We start from the raw sequence: 19,922 nt of genomic DNA on the forward strand, positions 1-19,922 counted from the left end.
GCTTTTATTAAAGCGTTGATTATTGGTATGCAGCGTGTTGCGTGTCCTAAGCCCCAATTTAATGGTGCAACAAGAATTTTTTTTTACAAGTCAAAACCAATGTCCTTTCTATAATTCATGCCTTCAAAACATAGCTTTTCAATATTTTTATATGATTGTTTTAAAGCTTCATTAAAATTAGTTCCGTAAGATGTAATTGCAATTACTCTTCCACCATTTGTAACAACTTTGTCATCTTTAATAGTAGTTCCTGCGTGAAATGGAATAGAATTTTCGATAGTGTTTAAACCAAAAATCTCTTTTCCTTTTTCATAAGCTTGTGGGTAACCGCCAGAGACTAACATAACTGTACAGGCACTTTCTTTTTTAAATTCAATAGTTTTAGTATGTAATTCTTTATTTCCAGTAGCAATTAAAAGCTCTAAAAAGTCACTTTCAATTCGTGGTATAACAACTTCAGTTTCTGGATCTCCCATACGGCAATTGTATTCAATTACTTTAATTTCGCCTTTATCTAAAATCAATCCAATAAATACAAAGCCAACATAACTAATACTATCTTTTTGAAACCCATCAATTGTTGGCTTTATAACCTGAGTTTCTATTTTTAGCATTATTGCATCCGTTAAAAAAGGTACTGGTGATACAGCTCCCATTCCACCGGTATTTAAACCCTTATCTCCTTCTCCGATTCTTTTGTAATCTTTTGCACTTGGTAAAGTAACATAACTCTTTCCATCGGTTAACACAAAGCAACTAAGTTCTATTCCTGTTAAAAACTCTTCAATAACTACTTTACTACTTGCTGCGCCAAACTTTTTGTTTGCCAACATCTCTGTAAGTTCGTTTTTTGCCTCTTGTAAGTCGTTTAAAATTAACACACCTTTTCCAGCAGCTAAACCATCAGCTTTTAAAACGTACGGAGCGGTTAAAGTTTCTAAAAACGCATATCCTTCATCTAAATTTTCAGAGGTAAAACTTTTATAAGCCGCAGTTGGAATGTTATGTCTGGACATAAATTCTTTTGCAAACTCTTTACTTCCTTCTAGTTGTGCAGCATATTTTTGAGGTCCGATTACTGGTATATTTTTTAAGTCCGAATCATTTAAAAAGAAATCGTGAATTCCTTTAACCAAAGGATCTTCTGGGCCCACAATAACCAGTTTAATTTGGTGTTCTAAAACAGCCTTTTTTATAGCTTCAAAATCCGTTTGATTTATATTTAAATTAGTACCTACTTCTTTAGTCCCAGCATTTCCAGGAGCAATAAACAGCTTATTTAATAAGTTGCTTTGTGCTATTTTCCAAGCCATTGCGTGTTCTCTTCCTCCTGATCCAAGTATTAATACATTCATTTGTAATGTTATTTTAAGCTATTTATAGTATTGAATTAAAAAATTTGTTCTAATATTTTTTGAGTAATTACGTAGGTTGGCAATACTCCAGTTGTTCCTAAACCACCTGAAGCTAATGTACTTCCTGTTTCTAAAGGATTATCTGAAGCATAATATGCATACCTAACTTTTACTTTTCTAGAGATATTTCCTCTAATTTTTGAAGCTGCCTGAATTGCTTTTTGATAGTGTGCACCTTCCATTTCAAGCCCCGTAACTTTCCAAGTTGAATCGTGAAAGAATTTTAAAATGTCTTTATTTTGAAGTGAAGTTCCTAAAACAGTTACCATTGCTCCTGTATAAACATCTACACCACAACCTTCAAATTGACTCTTTTTAAGTTGATTTTTAAACGGATAATTATCTGCAGTTCCTTCAAAAATATGTGATGAAGGTATCATAATGTCACCTTTTCCACCTTCTAAAATTCCTGCTTTACCCATTATTGAAACAGAATCTACATTTAAGTGGTATTTTTTACCTTTGGTATCTTTATAAGGCTTTAAAAGCTCATCCATAGTTTCATAAGCCTGTTCACCGAATGCATAATCCATTACAATAAGTACTGGTTTCCCTTCTTCATTTAAACTATTTTCCAGTTTGTACTGGGTTTTAGAAATATCAATTTTATCAGTATCAATTACCTGTACATTAATATTGGTTCCAAACGTATCTTTAATGTAAAATAATCCATTATCACGTGCAAATTCTTTAACTTGATGACGTAAATCTTCATTTTCGTCTTTACTTAACAGTTGAAATAAAGATAATAAGTTATTATCTTTAATTTGTTGTGGTAAAACAATAGGTGCGTAAATGGAATTCATAACGCTGTGCATATTTGCACTTATAATATGAATTGGCCTTTTTAATAAGTTATTTTCTTCTAATACTTTTTTAATATTAGTTGCCCATATTTCTCCAAAAATATGATGTCCAAGGCGTTCGCGCAGCACAGGGCTAAAATTAATTTCTCTTTTTAAATTTTGTGTTTTTTCGTTAATTGCTAATTTTCCTAACCAATAAATAATTTGAAAAAACCTATCTGGATTGCTTTTAACACTTAAAAGTAAGTAAACATTTTGAGCCTCTTCAAAAGTTCTACCCAATATACTTGCTAGATGTGCAAGCATTATATCGCGTTCGTTTTCTGTTATTTTTTTATTATGAAGTACAACATCTTCTAACTTATTCCATTCTCTAATTGATTTATTTCCATTGTCGATTAAAACTTTAGAAGCAATTTTATGAGATTCAACAAATAAAAATGTTAAATGTGTTAGAATATCATAGATTTCAGATCTTCCTCTGGTAACTTCAATATTCATTTGATCTTTATCTATTCTGAAACAATTTCTTCTTCTTTTTGGAGGAATTATTGGTTTAAAATGTGATTTTGAATAACCTTCGTCTGATGTTAGATTAATAAATCTACATTCTTCAATTCCCATTGGAAGGCGTTCAATAACATAAATTAATCCATTTAATTCAACTTTTTCTTCAGCTATTGATCCATAAATTTCTGGACGTAATAATAGTAAAGATTCTCGTAATGCATCACCCGAAATCCCCATTGGTTTGTAAAAACCTCTACTAAATAAATGACGCATACTAATATATAAACGTTCTATTGCATTAGAAGATTCTTGCGCCCTAGTTCTACCGTGAATTTTTGATTGTGTCATACAAATTTTTTGAATTACAAAGATACAATATCTCTGCAGAGTTATGTAATTGGTTTATTGTAATTAATTATTAAATACTTTAAGATAGGCAGTGTTATTGTTTAAAATGCTAGATGCTTTTAAAATTGTTGAATCAAATACTGTCTTTTGCTGATAAACACCTTCAATATAAAAATAACGTTTTACAATTTCTTCAGTTAATTTACTTATAATTTCTTCTTTGTTTTTTTCTAATTCATTTAATTTTTCTGATTGAATAACTTCTAATAAATCAGTATATTTTTTTTCTAAGTTTTTCCCTAAGTTTTCTAAAGCAGCTTTTTCTAGCGCTTTGTTAAATTCGGCTTCAGTTTCAGTTTCAAAATCACGCTGATTTTTACTTAAATATTTTAAAAGAGCATCAAAATCCTCATCTTTTAAATTGAATTTTGAAGGTTCTAAAATAGTTGGATTGTTATAAAAATAGTTGGTGGTATAGTTAAAAAGCGCATCTGAATTTAACAATACTTCAGTGGTTTTAGTAGTTGTAGGTTTTTTAATTTCAATATCTGGTAAAATTCCTCCACCTCCATAAACGGTTCTTCCTTTTTCTGTTGTATAGGTTTCTCTTCCAGTATCAGAAAATTTTGGAATATTACCTTTATCGTCTCTGTTTGTATAATCCAATTCTTGAATGCACCTTCCGCTTGGTGTATAATATTTTGATATAGTTAATTTCATTTGTGTCCCGTAAGATAATGGTTTGTAGCGTTGCACTAAACCTTTACCGAAAGAACGCTCTCCAAGGACAATAGCTCTATCATAATCTTGTAAAGAACCTGCTAAAATTTCTGAAGCAGAAGCAGATCGGTTATTTATTAAAATGGTAAGTGGAATCTCTAAATCTATAGGTTCGTTTTTGGTTTTATAGGTGGCGCTTTCCTTCTTAGTTTTAGCTTTTGTAGTTACTACAACTTTATTTTTTGGTATAAAAAAATTAACTATTGATACAGCTTCATTTAACAAGCCCCCAGGATTGCTTCTAACATCAATAATTAATTTTTGCATTCCATCTTCCTTTAAGTCTAAAAACGCGGCTTTTACTTCTTCAGCCGCTTTTTCGTTAAATTTAACTAAAGAAATATAACCAACTTCTGTAGCAATCATGGTGTAGAAAGGAACTGCTTTTTGGATAATTTTTTTTCGTGTTATTTCTATTTCTAATTCTTTATTTTGACGTTCAATTTTGAGTTTTACTTTAGTATTCGGCAATCCGTTTAATATACTTGAAATACCAATTTCTTCAAAATCTTTAACATCGAGGTCTCCAATTTTCAATATGTTATCTCCAGGTTTTAAACCAGCTTTTTCAGCGGGTGAATTTTTTAATATTTCTCTAATAATTGCGGTGTTGTTTTTAAATTTTGAAATTGCTCCAATTCCCCCATATTCACCAGTTGCTCTAATTCTGGCATCTTCAACACCTTGCTCGTCGTAAAATCGAGTGTAAGGATCTAAATTACCAAGCATATAATTAATAGATTTAGTAGTTAATTCACCAGGATTCACTTCATCTATATAATACATGTTTAGTTCTTTAAACATAGTTGTATAAATATCTATTTGTTTAGCTATTTCAAAAAAATCTGATTGAAACCCAGCGGAAATTGCAACTGTAATAGTTACAAAAACAGCAAGTATCCATTTTTTAATTTTAGTTTTCATGTGTCTATTTTATTTTTATTAAAGGTCACATGCTGTTCGCTATGAGCCATTTCATTAATCTATATACCCTTTAGATTGCTCGTTTCATCTTCCTTAATTTTTGTGTCAAATTTTGAGATTACCTTTTTTAAAGATGCCTCTAAATCAACATAATTTATTTCTTCCTTTGCCATATAAATAAACATAAAAATATATTGTTCATTTAAATTTTTTGTAAAAAAATGTTTATTTATTCTATAAACTTCACGCATTAATCGTTTTATTCTATTGCGGTTAACGGCTAATTTTACATTTCTTTTTGGCACAGAAAACCCTGTTTTTATTGGAAATTCCGCACCATGGTGTATAGGTAAATAAATCAATCTTAAAGGAAATGATTTTACGTGGTTTCCTTCAGCAAATAGTTGCTCAATTAATTTTTTACTTTTTAATTTTTCTTCTTTTCCTAAAGTATAACTCATTTGTGTTAATCAAAAACCTAAACTAAGATTTTTTCTACAATTTTGGTGCTATTAATATTTGTCAATTTTTGATATCGCAAATTAGTTTTGCTACTAATTTGTGCTTAACCACAAATGTAACGAATAAAAGATTTTAAAAAATTAAATTGAAAAGACTTTAATTAGTAAATTTGTGTGCAAACCATAATTATAACAGAATGTCACAAGATTTATTTCAAGCTCCGGATTATTATCAATTAGATGCATTATTAACCGAAGAGCATTTATTAGTAAGAGATGCCGCCAGAGAATGGGTAAAACGTTCAGTTTCTCCAATTATTGAAGAAGCTGCACAAGAAGCCAAATTTCCAACTTCAATTATTGCGGGTTTGGCTGAGATTGGAGCTTTTGGACCTTATATCCCTGAAGAATACGGTGGAGCAGGTTTAGATCAAATGAGTTATGGTTTAATTATGCAAGAAATTGAACGTGGCGATTCTGGAGTTAGATCTACAGCTTCTGTGCAATCTTCGTTAGTTATGTATCCAATTTGGAAATATGGAAACGAAGCACAGCGCAAAAAATACTTACCAAAATTAGCTACTGGAGAATTTATGGGTTGTTTTGGTTTAACGGAACCTAACCACGGATCAAATCCGAGCGGGATGGAAACCAAAATTAAAGACATGGGTGACCATTTTTTACTGAATGGAGCAAAAATGTGGATTTCAAATGCACCTTTTGCTGATATTGCTGTTGTTTGGGCTAAAAATGAGGAAGGACGTATAAAAGGACTTATTGTTGAGCGTGGCATGGAAGGGTTTACAACTCCAGAAACTCATAATAAATGGAGTTTAAGAGCCTCATCAACAGGAGAATTAATTTTTGATAATGTTAAAATCCCAAAAGAAAATATATTGCCAAATAAAGATGGTTTAGGTGCGCCACTCGGTTGTTTAGATTCTGCGCGTTACGGAATTGCTTGGGGTGCAATTGGAGCAGCAATGGATTGTTACGATACCGCATTACGCTATGCTAAAGAACGAATCCAATTTGATAAACCAATTGCTGCAACACAATTGCAACAAAAGAAATTGGCTGAAATGATTACTGAAATCACTAAAGCTCAATTGCTAACATGGCGCTTAGGAACTTTAAAGAATGAAAATAAAGCAACTTCAGCTCAAATATCAATGGCAAAACGTAACAACGTAGATATGGCTTTAAAAATAGCTAGAGAAGCACGTCAGGTTCTTGGAGCAATGGGAATTACGGGTGAATATTCTATCATGCGCCACATGATGAATTTAGAAAGTGTAATTACCTATGAAGGAACACACGATATTCATTTATTAATTACAGGGTTGGATATTACTGGGCATCAGGCTTTTAAGTAAAAAAATATTCACTTAAGCAAAAAGTGCTTTTAACTCAGTAGCTTCTTGAGGTTTCATTTTCCCGGAAAGAATTAAACTTAGTTGTTTTCTTCGTAATGCGCCTTCAAAACGTTCTTTTTCAAGAGCTGTTTCAGGTTGTATTTGTGGAACCCTTACCGGCGTTCCAGTCGTGTCAACAGCAACAAACGTATAAATACCCTCATTTACTTTAGAACGTTCTTGAGATTCTCTATCTTCACTCCAAACATCTACGTAAATTTCCATAGAAGATTTAAATGCACGGGTAACTTTAGCTTCAATTGTAACCACACTTCCAACGGGAACAACTTTACTAAAAGCAACATGATTTACTGATGCAGTAACTACTATTCTCCTAGAGTGACGGCGTGCAGCAATACTACAAGCTCTGTCCATTCTAGCCAATAATTCACCTCCAAAAAGGTTTCCTAACGGATTGGTTTCACCAGGTAAAACAATGTCTGTAAGTATGGTTAAAGATTCTTTAGGTGTTTTAATCATGCCTTAAATTTTTGGCAAATATAAAGCTATTTTATTAAAAAAAATGAGGATGTAAATGTTGAGTTTTAATATTCTTTTACCAATAACCAAGCGTCTTTAGAAATGGTTCTTTTGATGTTGTTTAAAGTATTTATGGCTTCATTTTTAGAATTGCTACTTGCATAAGAAACTTGTGTTAAATTCCATTTATTAACACCTAAAATTTTAGCATTATATCCTTTTTCAACCAACTCGTTTAGTTTTTTTTCTGCATTTAAAGGTTCTCTAAATGCCCCAGCAATAATATGGTAATTATAGGTTTGTTTGGTAACATTTAAGGTAATTGCAGGCAGCGGATTAGCTATTACAAAAGTCGCTTCTTGTATGGTTTTTTCAACTTGTTGTTGTTGCTGTTCGGATTCGGCAACTAAATTATTGTATTCAGTTTTTTGGTATTCATTCCAACCAAGTGTTCCTAAAGCAAAAAGAATAGCAGCACTTGCGGCATATTTAATAAAAGCAGGTGTTTTTCTAGTACTTTCTTTTGTTGGTAAAACAGGAGCAATAGTTTCTAATTGTTTTACTTTTTGCTTGTATTCTATACGTTTTATGGCTGGTGAATTGTAATTATTTAATCCAAAAGATGAAGTTAAATAATTTATGGTATTAGCAGGTTCAAAAATATAGTTACCATTACTGTTTATAGAAAAAGTTCCAATATTTTCAATTGAAAGCGCTTCATTTTTTAAAATATTTTCCCAAGATTCAACTTCTTTATAAATATTATCAAGCGCCTTTGAATAGGAAATATTTTCGGATGAAGCAATATAATTTGCCAATAAACCATCGTTATTTTGCAAATTCGCATTAAAAGTTAGTTGCTTTGAAGGCGCATAAAATGTATGTGTAAAATGGTTCACTTTTGCTGAAATTTCGTTAGTTACAAAACCTCCAAAATTTGGAACAATTACACATTCGTACCTGTATAATAAATCGCTTATGTATGTTGCTAATGTCATTAAAACAAATATAACGGAAAACTGTTCTAAAAATATAAGGAAAGACTAATTTTTATTAACAATAATTTTATATATTGAATTTCAAATTGTTAAAAGATGCTCGAAGAAGATTTATTGTATATTTTAGCCTTACAACGTGTAAAAGGAATAGGAGATATTAATGCAAAAAAGTTAATATCTCACTGTGGAAGCGCAAAAAATGTGCTAAAAGAGAAGCGGCACGTTCTTCAAAAAATTAATGGAATAGGTGCTTTTACGTTGCAACATTTATTTGATAAAGGAAATTTAAAGGAAGCAGAAATTGAGCTGACTTACATTCAAAAAAATGATATTGAAACGTTTTATTTTGAAGATAAAAACTATCCTGATAAGTTAAAACATTGTATTGATGCTCCAATTTTAATTTTTAAAGAAGGAAATTTTAACCTCGCAAAACAACCAATAATTAGCATTGTTGGTACGCGAAAAATTACAAGCTACGGACGCGATTTTTGCGAAAAATTAATTTCAGAATTAAAACCATACAATCCAATAATTGTAAGTGGTTTTGCTTATGGGGTGGATATTTGTGCACATAAAGCTGCTCTAAAAAACGAATTGCAAACTATTGCAGTATTGGCGCATGGTTTTGAAGAAATGTATCCGAAATCTCATAAAAAATATGTTGCTGAAATCAATAAAAATGGTGGTTTTATTACCGATTTTTGGCATAACGATGCATTACAACGTGAAAATTTTTTAAAAAGAAATAGAATTGTAGCAGGTATTTCTGAAGCTACAATTATTATCGAATCTGCCGAAAAAGGTGGTTCTTTAGTAACTGCCGATATTGCAAATTCTTATAGTAGAGATGTTTTTGCTGTTCCTGGTAGAAGTACTGATAATTTTAGTAAAGGATGCAACGATTTAATTAAAAGAAATAAAGCCGCTATTTTAACTTCTGCAAAAGATTTGGTTGAAATGTTAAATTGGGATCTTGAAACTAAAAAAGAAAGAGCAATACAAAAACAGTTGTTTGTAGATTTAGATGAAACTGAACAGCAGGTTTACGATTTTTTACTTAAGGATGGAAAAGAACTGTTAGATATTATTTCGTTGAGTTGTAAGTTACCAGTTTATAAAACAATTACCATTTTATTTAACCTTGAAATGAAAGGTGTTGTAAAACCATTGCCAGGAAAAATGTTCGAAGCTATTTAACAATTTCTTTAGTTATAATTATAAATAGTATTCCTTCAATAATCCTTATTTTTGCCGCTTATAAAATTACAATGATTAAAATACCAAAAAACGTAAAAGGACTTATTTTTGATTTAGACGGAACCATTGCAAACACCATGCAAAACCATTTTTTATCTTGGAGAGAAGCAGTATCACCTTTCGGAATAGATTTTAGTGCAGAATTGTTTAAATCTTTAACAGGAAAACCTAGAGAAGCAACAATTTTAAAACTAAACGAACAATTTGGAACTAATATGGATCCTGCTACTGTTGGAAAAGTAAAAGGAGATACTTTTAAAAAAATGGTACATCAAACACAAGAAATTTCTATTGTAGCAGATGTTGTTAGAAAATACCACAATATTTTACCAATGTCTATTGGAACAGGAAGTACCAGAAATGGTGCTAAAAAAACATTAGAAGTTATTGAAATGTCTCATTTTTTTGAGATTGTAATTACTGCAAATGATATTGAAAATCCGAAACCACATCCAGAAACTTTTTTAAAATGTGCAGCATTGATGGAAATTAACCCTACAGATTGTATTGTTTTTGAAGATGGGATTTTAGGTATGCAAGCCGCAGAAACTGCTGGGATGCAAGTTGTTGATGTTAACGAGTATTTTGAAATGGAGTTTACAGTTTAGTTTTTGAAAGCCGCAATAGCAGCTTCAGCACAGCGTTCACCGTCCATTGCAGCAGAAACAATACCGCCAGCATAACCACCACCTTCTCCACAAGGAAATAATCCTTGTAATTCAGGATGTTCTAAAGTTTCTTTTCTTGGTATATTTACTGGAGATGAAGTTCTGGATTCTACACCAATTACATTAGCTTCAGCTGTATAATAACCGTGCATTTTTCTGCCGAATTCAGCAAAACCTTTGCGTAATCTACCTCCAATTTGTTTTGGTAAAATAGAATGTAAAGTAGTCGATTTTAATTCAGGTTGATAAGAAGTTGGATTTAAAGTATCAGATAATCTTCCTTCAACAAAATCTGTTAAACGTTGTGCTGGAGCAGCTTGTGTTTTTCCACCAGCAACCCACGCCAATTTTTCTAAATCTTTTTGAAATTCGAGCCCTTTTAATTCTCCAAATTGTTCGTATTTGTATAAATCTTTTTCAGCATTAATTTCAACAACAATCCCTGAATTTGCAAATAAATTATTTCTTTTAGATGGCGACATACCGTTTACTACAACTTCGCCATTTGCAGTTGCTGCTGGTACAATAAATCCACCCGGACACATACAAAATGAATACACGCCTCTACCATTTACCTGATGTACCAAGCTGTAAGAAGCTGCTGGTAATAATTCATCTCTTTTTCCCTTGCAATGGTATTGAATTGAATCAATAATTTCTTGAGGATGTTCTACACGAACTCCCATTGCAAATGACTTAGATTTTATAGCAATATCTTTTCTTTTTAGTAAATAATAAATATCTCTGGCTGAATGTCCTGTTGCTAAAATTACAGCATTTACATCCATTTCATTACCATTTTGCAGTTGAATGGCTTTTAATTTATTCTCTTTTATGGTAAAATCTACAACACGGCTTTCAAAATGAATTTCGCCACCATGTTTTAAAATAGTTTCTCTAATATTTTTTACAACTTTCGGTAATTTGTTGGTTCCAATATGCGGATGTGCATCTACTAAAATTTGATCTGTTGCTCCGTGATATACAAGATTTTCAAAAATTCTTCTAACATCGCCACGTTTTAAACTTCGGGTGTATAATTTTCCGTCGGAATAGGTTCCTGCACCGCCTTCACCAAAACAGTAATTAGAATCTTCATCAACAATATGAAACTGATTAATAGCGCGTAAATCGCGTCTTCTGTCACGTACATTTTTTCCACGTTCTAAAACAATAGGTTTAAAACCTAATTCTATACAGCGCAAAGCAGCGTACATTCCAGCAGGACCAAAACCAATTATATGAATTTCTTTTGCTGAAGAAACATCTTTATAATTAAAAGTATATTCTGAAGTTTCTGGCTGCGGCTCATTAATATAAACAGCTAATTTATAATTAAAGATAATTGCAGCTTTTCTGGCGTCAATAGATTTCCGCAATACTTTTACTGAATTAATAGTTTTGCTATCAATTTTTAGTTGTTGCGCAGCCTTTATCTTTAGAATACCTTCTTTATTGGTTTCTTTAATTGGCACTCTAATTTGAATCTCTTTTACCATTGTGGCAAAATTAGGTAAAATTAAAAGAACTATGAACTCAGGTTTTTGACTTTAAACTTGCAGGAAAATCAGGTCAATTGATTTTTGATAAAAAATCACTTTCTAATCAAACTAAAATGCCCTTGTTTGTTGCGAATTTTTCCAGTTTTATCTTTTAATTCAACAGTAAACCAATAGTCTGTTGACGGTAATTCCTTGCCATTGTATAAACCATTCCATCCTTCAATAGTTGGATTTATTTGTGCTACTAATTTTCCATATCTATCAAAAATATTAAGTGTAGAAGTTGGATAAAAATCGCTACTTATTCCAATAATATTCCAAGTATCATTATAACCATCGTTATTTGGAGTAAAGAATTTAGGGTAGCCAATTATTGAAATTTCTAAAGAAGCAGTTCCGCAATTATCAGTATCTCTTACATACAATGTATGAATTCCTGCTGGAACATCATCAAAAAATGGTGTATTTTGAAAAGGTCCAAATTCATCATTTAAAGAATATTCATAATCATCATCGCCTAAATTGTTATTGGCATCATTTATTGTTATTGAATTATTGCTGGAATCATCAACAATAATTACGTCGTCTAAATCAATAGTTGCAACATCAGATTTTTCAACAAAGATTGTGCGAGGTAAGGATTCACAACCAAGATTAGAGGTGGCAATAACTATAAAAAAACCTCCTTCATAAGTAGGATATGAAGCCTGATTACTTAAAAGAGTTCCTTTATCATTAAACCATTGATACGTATAATTATCCTCTGGATTTATAGGTTCTAAAACTGTTGGTGGCGTATTTAAACACAGTATTTGTTCGGGAATAACTTCGAAACTCGGTAACGGATTTACAACAAAATTTAAGTTTGTTGAAACGCTGCAGGCCTTATTTAGAGGGTTTTGTATAATAACTGTTACAGTTTGTGATGCTGTAAAAAATGGATTCGGTAAAGGACTAGGTAAAGGATTGTTATCTGCATCAAAATAAAAAACTTCCATATTAATTTGTCCTCCTAATAAACTTGTTTCTATGTTTGAAGTATTAAAATATGAAAATCCATCTGTGGTATCTTCACCATCATCGCAAAGCGGTTCTATTGTTACAGGATACAATTCTGGCGCATCATCAACAATAAATTCCAAAGTTGTTTCATCAAAACAAGCTGGATTTATGGTAGAATTATTGTTTTCAACTTTTATTGTAATTGTTTGACTTTTTGTTAAAAACGGATTTGGTAACGGACTGGGCAAAACATTTCCTTGTTCATCGAAATAACTAATTGTAATATCGGTTTGTTCGTTTCTAATTGTTGATTCTATTGCTGAAACATCAAAAGGGAATAATCCATCTTGGTCATCATCACATTGACGTTCAATAGTTACTGGATTTGCAACTGGAAGCTGTTCAACATGTAAAGTTATAACGTGATTTAAACCTAAACAAGCATTTACATCGTCACTATCAATTCTAATATATATTTTTTGTTCCCAAGGTGATGAATTTTTATAGTTTGAAATATTTGGAATTGCATTTATTTCGGACAATGCATCTTCTAAATTCTCAAAATAACTAATACGTACTTCTTGCGAAGAAAACACGGGTTTTGTAGCAATTAATTGCTGTGTTGCATCACTAAAATTAAAAAAAGTACGTCCATCTTGGTTGTTTGATGGCTGGTCTTCACACAAATAATAATCTAAATGAAAATCGCTTGGTATTTGAGTTGCACCCACTTTTAAATTAATTTTTGCAAAACGCTCACAACCATTTATGGTTTTAATTTTTACATAAACAGCACTGTTAATAACACTTGGGTTTTCATAAGCAATTGGATTTTCAATTTTATCCAAATATGCTGAATCTCTATAAAATTCAAAAGTTTCATTTTGATAATTTTCTGAAATTAATTCATTGGCTTCATTTAAGTTGAAAACACTAAAACCATCATTAGTTTCGTCGTTATCGCATTGTTCTAAAACTACTTCGGAAGCCTTTAGCATAGGCAATGGATTTACTTCAATTTGAAAAGAACCAGTTACGCTACATTTGGTTAAATTTTTGTTTTCAATTTTGAAATAGATAGTTTGAGGACTACCAACAATTGTATTTTTATACTTTGAAGGATTTGTAATTTGGTTATTTAAACCTGTATCCGAATAATAATAAATTGTAAAATCATCGGTATTTTTTTCATTTAAAATGGAAGCTTTATTTTCGGTTAAATCAAAATATTCAATTCCATCTGTATCAGTTCCAAAAGAGTCGGAATCGCATGTTGTTATTTTAGGAATTATTTCTAAAGGAGTTGGAGTTTCGTATAAAACAGCTTTAATGGCTAGACGTTCCTCACTTTCACATGAATTTACTGTTTGAGAAGCGTAATATGTTGTATTATTAACTAATAATTCATTAGTATCTATTGGTATAGTGCTTGTTTTAGTTTCGTACCATAAAATAGAATTTCCATTAATATTTAAATCACCTAAGGTTGCATTTTCAGTATCGCAAAAATATTGTTCTGGAAGCAATGTTGTTGGTTTCTCTACTTGAATAACAGTTAAAATTATGGGCGTTCTTTCGAGTGTTGTACATCCGTTTTCTGTTGCATCTACATAATAAGTAGTAGTTGTGGTTGCATTTGAAATGGTGTAATTAGGGCCAGTATTTAAAGAAAAACCACCTGTTTTTGTATTGTACCAATTTATAGTGCCAGAAGAGACAGTTGCATTTAAAGTTGCAGAATTGTTTTTGCAAATAGTTGAGGGTGTTACAGAAGTAATTCTTGGGATTTCTTTTACTGTAGCAATTACTTCTGTTCTTTTTCCTTCTGTACAATTTCCATCTGATGACGCTAGTGCGTAAAACGAGGTTGTTGTTGAAATTGATTTTTTTAATATGTCACCACTTCCAACTGGAGTTGCACTAGTTGGTGTTTCAAACCAAAGTAGATGTCCGCTAGATGAAGTTGCTTTTAGCGTTACTTCTCCAGGACCGCAGCGTTCATCACCAATAGGATTTGAAATTTCAGCAACAGTTAAAGAAGTTTCATTATTTCCAAAATCAACAATTGGATCTCCGGGCATTCCACCGTATTCAACAATATAACCTGTAATGCTTGAGTTGGAATTTGGATAATCATTCCATTTTCCGTTATCATAAACGTGTAAGTAATTTTCTTCTCCTTGTATTCCAGCGTTTGGCCAATCATTTGGTTCATTTCCACTCCAATATTCAAATGGAGGGTTTATATCTGTACCGTTTGTTGTGCCATTAATACCACCAACCCAGAAGGTTTTTCCAGCCTCAGGACCCGTAACCCATTTCCAAGTACCTTCAACAGCTTCGTCACTTCCACCTATCCAACCTTGTCCGGGAGCTTGTTCGCCTGAAAGTTGCGCTTCTTCTAAAGAAGTTATGGTAGCTAAATATCCTTTTAATCCATAATAATCTAATTTTTCAGCTGCTATTTTTGCATCTTTCCAAGTAATGCCAGTATCGCTAATGTATTCGTAATAGTGCCCAGTTGATGGTAAATAGTTTTTGTCATTAATTGTGAATGAGAACTTTTTTTCTCCTGAAACTGTGCTTGCGCTTGTAAAATAAACATCTTTGGCAGCGTTTATCAAATCAATCATAGCTTCATTTTTGGTTTCTGAAGAAGTAAGCGTTAATTTTCCTTCAGAAATATTGAAAGCGGAAGTTACTGGGTGATTTCCATTTAGTTTTAACCTATCTTGAGTACTAACATATCCTTCAGAAATTTGAATAAAAAGTTTAACAATTTCAACATCATTAGGGTTTGAAATATTAAATGAACTAACTATTGGTTGTTCTGTATTTGGGCAAAAGAACGAATTTCCAACAGCTTCTATTTGTGGAGGCGCATCTGTTTGAGACCAACTTTTAGTGCCAAAAAAACAAAAGACAATAAAGAATGGTATAAAATTAAATATTTTAGAATGCATCAACCTTGTATTAAAACTTTGCAATTGTAAAATAACAAATTAAATACCAAAAAGAGTCGATAATTTAGGTTGACTTTTTAATTAAAAGTCAACAAAATTAAAAATTAAGATGCTAATTAAAACACTAATTGCTCCAAGAATCCAGTAAAGTTGTTGTTTCCTTTTTTCTTTTGCGGCTACTTTAACAATTTTTTGTTTAAAAGTGTTTAAATCACTTTTTGAAAGTTTAGGAATATTATAAGTTGTTTTTATGATTTTGATTTTAGAATAATCGTTGCCACTTTTAAATTTTTTACGACGGGCATTTTTTAAAGCAGCATTTTGCTTTATTTTATTCACCATGTCATTTACATGACCTCCAAAACTCATATGCTAAGCTAATTAAAAAAAGAGACTATATAGAAAGTTATATTTTCCAGATAGTCTCTTTTTTATATTTAAAAATTAATTATTCTTTAGGCGTAGTATCTTCTGTTGGTTTTTCAGAAGTATTTTCAACTTCTTCACCTTTTAAATAATTTGGCAATTGCATACCTGCCATATTAAACATTTCTTGTAGAGGTGGAACGGATTTGTACATTCCAGAAATAAAGTTTGAAGTAGATGTTTTACCATCTTTTCCACCACCGTTTTCCCAAACAGTAACTTTATCAATTTTAATATTTTTAATGGCTTCAGCTTGTGTTTTAACTAATTCAGGTAGTTTGTCTGCAACTAATAATAGCACAGCATCTTTAGCATCATCTCCAGCAGCTTTTACTATTTGCTCTAAACCTAAAGCTTGTTTGGTTAGTATTTCGTACATACCTTTTGCTTCCGCTTCTTTTTTCATAAAAATGGCATCCGCTTCACCTTTTGCAATACGTCTAATTTGTTCAGCTTCAGCTTCAGCATCTATTTCTATTTTTTGCTTATCAATTCTAGCTGGCACAATAATATCGGCACCTTGTTCAGCTTCTTTACGTTTTGCTCTGGCGTCTTCAGCAATTTTTTCAGCTGCATACGCTTCTTCTAGTGCTTTTGCAGCTTGTACTTTTTCAGATGCATTTGCAATTCTTTCGGCTTCTGCTTCACGAGATCTTCTGTCTGCATTTGAATTTGCAACTTGTACTTTCGCAGTATTTTCACCGTGAACAGCATTTGCATCAGCAGCAGCAACTTGAATACGTTGGTCTTGCATTGCGTTAGCTTCACCAATTGATCCATCTCTTACTTTTTGAGCAACTGAAACTTTAGCTTCATTTATTGCTTTTGCAGCAGCTTCTTTTCCTAAAGCTTGAATATATCCAGATTCATCGTGGATATCAGTAATATTTACGTTGATTAATTTTAATCCAACTTTTTTTAATTCAGCTTCAACACTATGTGTAATGTGCGATAAAAATTGATCTCTATCAGAATTTATTTCTTCAATATCCATAGAAGCGACAACCAAACGTAACTGACCAAAAATAATTTCTTGTGCTAAATCTTGCACAGCGTCTAATTGTAAACCTAATAAACGTTCGGCAGCATTTTGCATAACACTTGGTTCGGTTGAAATACCAATGGTAAACCTAGAAGGTACATTTACACGGATATTTTGTTTACTTAATGCATTTGTTAAATTTACTTCAATAGACATTGGAGTTAAGTCTAAAAACTCATAATCTTGAATTATAGGCCAAATAAATGCAGCACCACCGTGTACACATTTTGCTGAGAGTCCTCCTCCCGTTTTTCCATAAACGACTAAAATTCGATCTGAAGGACAACGTTTGTACCTTCGTATCATTGCAAATAGAAATACTACTGGTATAATTATTATGGCAGCAGTTAAATAAACTCCGGTTAATCCAGACTGTAAGGGTACTAAAAAAGGTAATAAATTCATAGGTATTTTTATTTAGATAAGGTTTCAACTAATAATAATTCGGCACTTACAATTTCGGTAACTTTTACCATGGTGCCTGTTTTTAATTCTTCTTCATTATCGGTAATGGCTTCTAATTCGCGCAAACTACCTTGCACTTTAATTTGAACTTTTCCCATTTTAGAGCGTTTTGCTCCAATTGGCAAATAAACTTCGCCAATTACACCAATAGCATTTTCCATTTTTAAAGTGCCAGATTCTGCAAGTTTATGCATCCAAAAGAATAAAGATGATGTTAAAACCATCATTAATAAACCTGCAATTATAGAGAGAATTAGTGTTAAACCAGTTGATAACTCATTGTCAATACATGTAATACCTGTCCAACCAAAAATGGTAAAAAAGGCTACTAAATTCTTAAAAGTGAAGAATTGAAAACCAACACCGCCATCATCGGACTCAAAATCACTGGCATCTGCCTCCATATCTGAATCACCACCACCAATAAAAGTTAAAATAAAAATAATTAAAAACACAATGGAACCTAAAAGTGCAAAACCCCAATAGGCTTGTTCTAGGGTTGTCATTCCTTCAAAGAATTCTTTCATAAGGCATTATTTTAAATAAGTAATCGAATATACTAAATATTGATTGAATTGTGAGTAAATAATTGTTGTTATATATTAGTTGTCTTTTTGTTAATAATGTTACGTTTCAAGAAAAAAAATGATTTAAATTTGTGTTCTAAAATTTAGAATTATGACAAATAAAGTTGAAGTTAGTTGGAAAGGTCAAATGCTTTTTGAATCGGTTGCTCCAGAAGGTTCTGTAATGATTGATGCTGCTGAAGAAGTAGGCGGACAAGGAAAAGGATTGCGCCCAAAAGCTATGATGTTAAGTTCTTTGGCAGGTTGTAGTGCAATGGATGTTGCTTCGTTGCTTAAAAAAATGCGCGCCGAAGTTGATGATTTTAAAATTGAAGTTGAAGCAAATTTAACAGAAGAACACCCAAAAGTTTACGATAAAGTGCACGTTACGTATAAGTTTTTTGGAAGTGATTTTAAGAAAGATAAAATTGAAAAATCGGTAAAACTTTCGGTAGAGCGCTATTGTGGTGTTTTTGAAATGTTCCGTAAGTTTTCTGATATTTCTCATGAAATAGTTTATATAGAACAATAAAATAAGATTCAAAAAAAAACTGGAATCTTTGATTTATAGATTCCAGTTTTACTATTTTTTAAACCTCATTTTAAATATGAGAGTTTTTTTATAAATTATTTACTCATTTTCTTCGGTATATTCATCATATAAAAAATCGTTATACGGAAATCGGGTAATATGTATTTTCTTTACTTCTTCAAAAACTTTTGCCCTAAACTCTTCCATATTTTCCTTATTCAAGGCTGAAATAAATAAACAATTATTATCATCTAACTTGTTCATCCATGTTTTTTCCCAATCTTCTAATGTATAATGACTTTTAGTTTTTTCGGTGACTAGATCATCGTCATCAATAGTTTGGTGTTTGTAAGCATCAATTTTGTTAAACACCATTATAGTTGGTTTATCTATACTTTTAATTTCATCTAAAATTTTATTTACAGAAGCAATATGATCTTCAAAATTTGGATGTGAAATATCAACAACGTGCAATAGCAAATCTGCTTCACGAACCTCGTCTAAAGTAGATTTAAAACTTTCTACTAATTGCGTTGGTAGTTTTCTAATAAAACCTACGGTATCTGTTAATAAAAATGGAATATTTTTTATAACCACTTTTCTAACGGTAGTATCTAAGGTAGCAAATAATTTATTTTCAGCAAAAACATCGCTTTTACTTACCACATTCATTAATGTAGATTTTCCAACGTTTGTATAACCAACAAGCGCAACACGTACCATTTTTCCTCGGTTTTTACGCTGCACTACCATTTGTTTATCTATAACCTTTAGTTTCTTTTTAAGTAAGGTTATTTTATCACGAATTATACGTCTGTCTGTTTCAATTTCTGTTTCCCCAGGACCACGCATTCCAATACCACCTTTTTGTCTTTCAAGATGTGTCCATAAACGTGTTAAACGCGGTAATAAATATTGACATTGCGCTAGTTCTACTTGTGTACGAGCATAACTTGTTTGTGCTCTACTAGCAAAAATATCTAGAATTAAATTGGTTCTATCTAGCACTTTACAATCGAGTACTTTTTCAATATTACGTAATTGTGATGACGAAAGTTCATCATCAAAAATGGCTGTTTCAATATTATTGGCATCCATAAAAGCTTTTACTTCTTCCAATTTACCAGTTCCGATATATGTTTTTGGATGTGGGTTTTCTAATTTTTGAGTAAACCTTTCCACCGCCTTACCTCCTGCGGTTAATGTTAAAAATTCTAACTCGTCTAAATATTCGTTAGACTGCTCTTCATTTTGATGTTGTGTTACAACTCCAATTAAAACAGCTTCTTCAGATGTTACTTTTTTCTCTTCTATCATGTTACAAATTTACAAATTTGTTTATTCGAAAACAGAAAATGA

Annotated in this window: 16 protein-coding genes; 4 read left to right on the plus strand and 12 right to left on the minus strand. The window is 31.6% G+C overall.

What is annotated here, in order from left to right; genetic code table 11:
- Positions 1 to 83 precede the first annotated feature (83 nt).
- From purD to IEW75_RS02085, 4 genes are all read right to left on the minus strand, one after another.
- Positions 84 to 1,355, minus strand: a complete 1,272-nt coding sequence (purD, locus tag IEW75_RS02070) for a phosphoribosylamine--glycine ligase (RefSeq protein ID WP_134248378.1) — start codon at positions 1,353 to 1,355, stop codon at positions 84 to 86.
- A 35-nt stretch (positions 1,356 to 1,390) separates the two neighbouring features.
- Positions 1,391 to 3,079, minus strand: a complete 1,689-nt coding sequence (locus tag IEW75_RS02075) for a DUF6909 family protein (RefSeq protein ID WP_134248379.1) — start codon at positions 3,077 to 3,079, stop codon at positions 1,391 to 1,393.
- Positions 3,080 to 3,142: 63 nt separating this feature from the next.
- Positions 3,143 to 4,783, minus strand: a complete 1,641-nt coding sequence (locus IEW75_RS02080) for a S41 family peptidase (RefSeq protein ID WP_134248380.1) — start codon at positions 4,781 to 4,783, stop codon at positions 3,143 to 3,145.
- Between the two features lie 59 nt (positions 4,784 to 4,842).
- Complete coding sequence (locus IEW75_RS02085; RefSeq protein ID WP_134248381.1) at positions 4,843 to 5,244, minus strand: ribonuclease P protein component; 402 nt, start codon at positions 5,242 to 5,244, stop codon at positions 4,843 to 4,845.
- Positions 5,245 to 5,441: 197 nt separating this feature from the next.
- Here IEW75_RS02085 and IEW75_RS02090 point away from each other — a divergent pair, with 197 nt between their 5' ends.
- Positions 5,442 to 6,620 (plus strand): acyl-CoA dehydrogenase family protein, encoded by a 1,179-nt coding sequence (locus IEW75_RS02090; protein ID WP_134248382.1) that lies wholly within the window; start codon positions 5,442 to 5,444, stop codon positions 6,618 to 6,620.
- A gap of 12 nt (positions 6,621 to 6,632) precedes the next feature.
- On the opposite strand, the gene IEW75_RS02095 is transcribed toward IEW75_RS02090, so the two are convergent.
- Positions 6,633 to 7,139 carry an acyl-CoA thioesterase gene (locus IEW75_RS02095; RefSeq protein ID WP_134248383.1) on the minus strand — a complete coding sequence of 169 codons (507 nt, stop codon included), beginning with the start codon at positions 7,137 to 7,139 and terminating at the stop codon, positions 6,633 to 6,635.
- 65 nt (positions 7,140 to 7,204) lie between these two features.
- The gene (locus IEW75_RS02100) at positions 7,205 to 8,137 is read right to left on the minus strand and encodes an HU domain-containing protein (RefSeq protein ID WP_134248384.1); all 933 of its coding nucleotides are present in this window, start codon (positions 8,135 to 8,137) and stop codon (positions 7,205 to 7,207) included.
- A 96-nt stretch (positions 8,138 to 8,233) separates the two neighbouring features.
- Here IEW75_RS02100 and dprA point away from each other — a divergent pair, with 96 nt between their 5' ends.
- Together dprA and IEW75_RS02110 are read left to right on the plus strand one after the other, a co-directional pair.
- Positions 8,234 to 9,337, plus strand: coding sequence for a DNA-processing protein DprA (gene dprA, locus IEW75_RS02105; RefSeq protein WP_134248385.1), 1,104 nt, complete (start codon positions 8,234 to 8,236; stop codon positions 9,335 to 9,337).
- A gap of 71 nt (positions 9,338 to 9,408) precedes the next feature.
- Complete coding sequence (locus IEW75_RS02110) at positions 9,409 to 10,005, plus strand: HAD family hydrolase (protein ID WP_134248386.1); 597 nt, start codon at positions 9,409 to 9,411, stop codon at positions 10,003 to 10,005.
- Here the strand turns inward: IEW75_RS02110 and IEW75_RS02115 are convergent.
- The 5 genes from IEW75_RS02115 to IEW75_RS02135 all read right to left on the minus strand — a co-directional run bounded on the left by IEW75_RS02115 (position 10,002) and on the right by IEW75_RS02135 (position 17,992).
- Positions 10,002 to 11,564 (minus strand): NAD(P)/FAD-dependent oxidoreductase, encoded by a 1,563-nt coding sequence (locus tag IEW75_RS02115; RefSeq protein ID WP_134248387.1) that lies wholly within the window; start codon positions 11,562 to 11,564, stop codon positions 10,002 to 10,004. The two genes, IEW75_RS02110 and IEW75_RS02115, sit on opposite strands and share 4 nt — an antisense overlap.
- 95 nt (positions 11,565 to 11,659) lie before the next feature.
- The gene (locus IEW75_RS02120) at positions 11,660 to 15,532 is read right to left on the minus strand and encodes an FIDD domain-containing protein (protein ID WP_134248388.1); all 3,873 of its coding nucleotides are present in this window, start codon (positions 15,530 to 15,532) and stop codon (positions 11,660 to 11,662) included.
- Between the two features lie 81 nt (positions 15,533 to 15,613).
- The gene (locus IEW75_RS02125; protein ID WP_134248389.1) at positions 15,614 to 15,901 is read right to left on the minus strand and encodes a hypothetical protein; all 288 of its coding nucleotides are present in this window, start codon (positions 15,899 to 15,901) and stop codon (positions 15,614 to 15,616) included.
- Between the two features lie 79 nt (positions 15,902 to 15,980).
- Positions 15,981 to 17,405: a flotillin family protein gene (locus IEW75_RS02130; RefSeq protein WP_134248390.1), complete on the minus strand. Its 1,425-nt coding sequence runs from the start codon at positions 17,403 to 17,405 to the stop codon at positions 15,981 to 15,983.
- Between the two features lie 8 nt (positions 17,406 to 17,413).
- Positions 17,414 to 17,992, minus strand: a complete 579-nt coding sequence (locus tag IEW75_RS02135; RefSeq protein WP_134248391.1) for a hypothetical protein — start codon at positions 17,990 to 17,992, stop codon at positions 17,414 to 17,416.
- 151 nt (positions 17,993 to 18,143) lie between these two features.
- Here IEW75_RS02135 and IEW75_RS02140 point away from each other — a divergent pair, with 151 nt between their 5' ends.
- Entirely contained in the window at positions 18,144 to 18,563 is a 420-nt protein-coding gene (locus IEW75_RS02140) for an OsmC family protein (protein ID WP_134248392.1), read from the plus strand.
- 99 nt (positions 18,564 to 18,662) lie between these two features.
- Here IEW75_RS02140 and hflX read toward each other — a convergent pair whose 3' ends face one another.
- Positions 18,663 to 19,880: a GTPase HflX gene (gene hflX, locus IEW75_RS02145; RefSeq protein ID WP_134248393.1), complete on the minus strand. Its 1,218-nt coding sequence runs from the start codon at positions 19,878 to 19,880 to the stop codon at positions 18,663 to 18,665.
- Positions 19,881 to 19,922 lie beyond the last annotated feature (42 nt).

This window comes from Lutibacter litoralis, from assembly GCF_014646675.1.
GTDB classification, from domain to species: Bacteria; Bacteroidota; Bacteroidia; order Flavobacteriales; family Flavobacteriaceae; genus Lutibacter; species Lutibacter litoralis.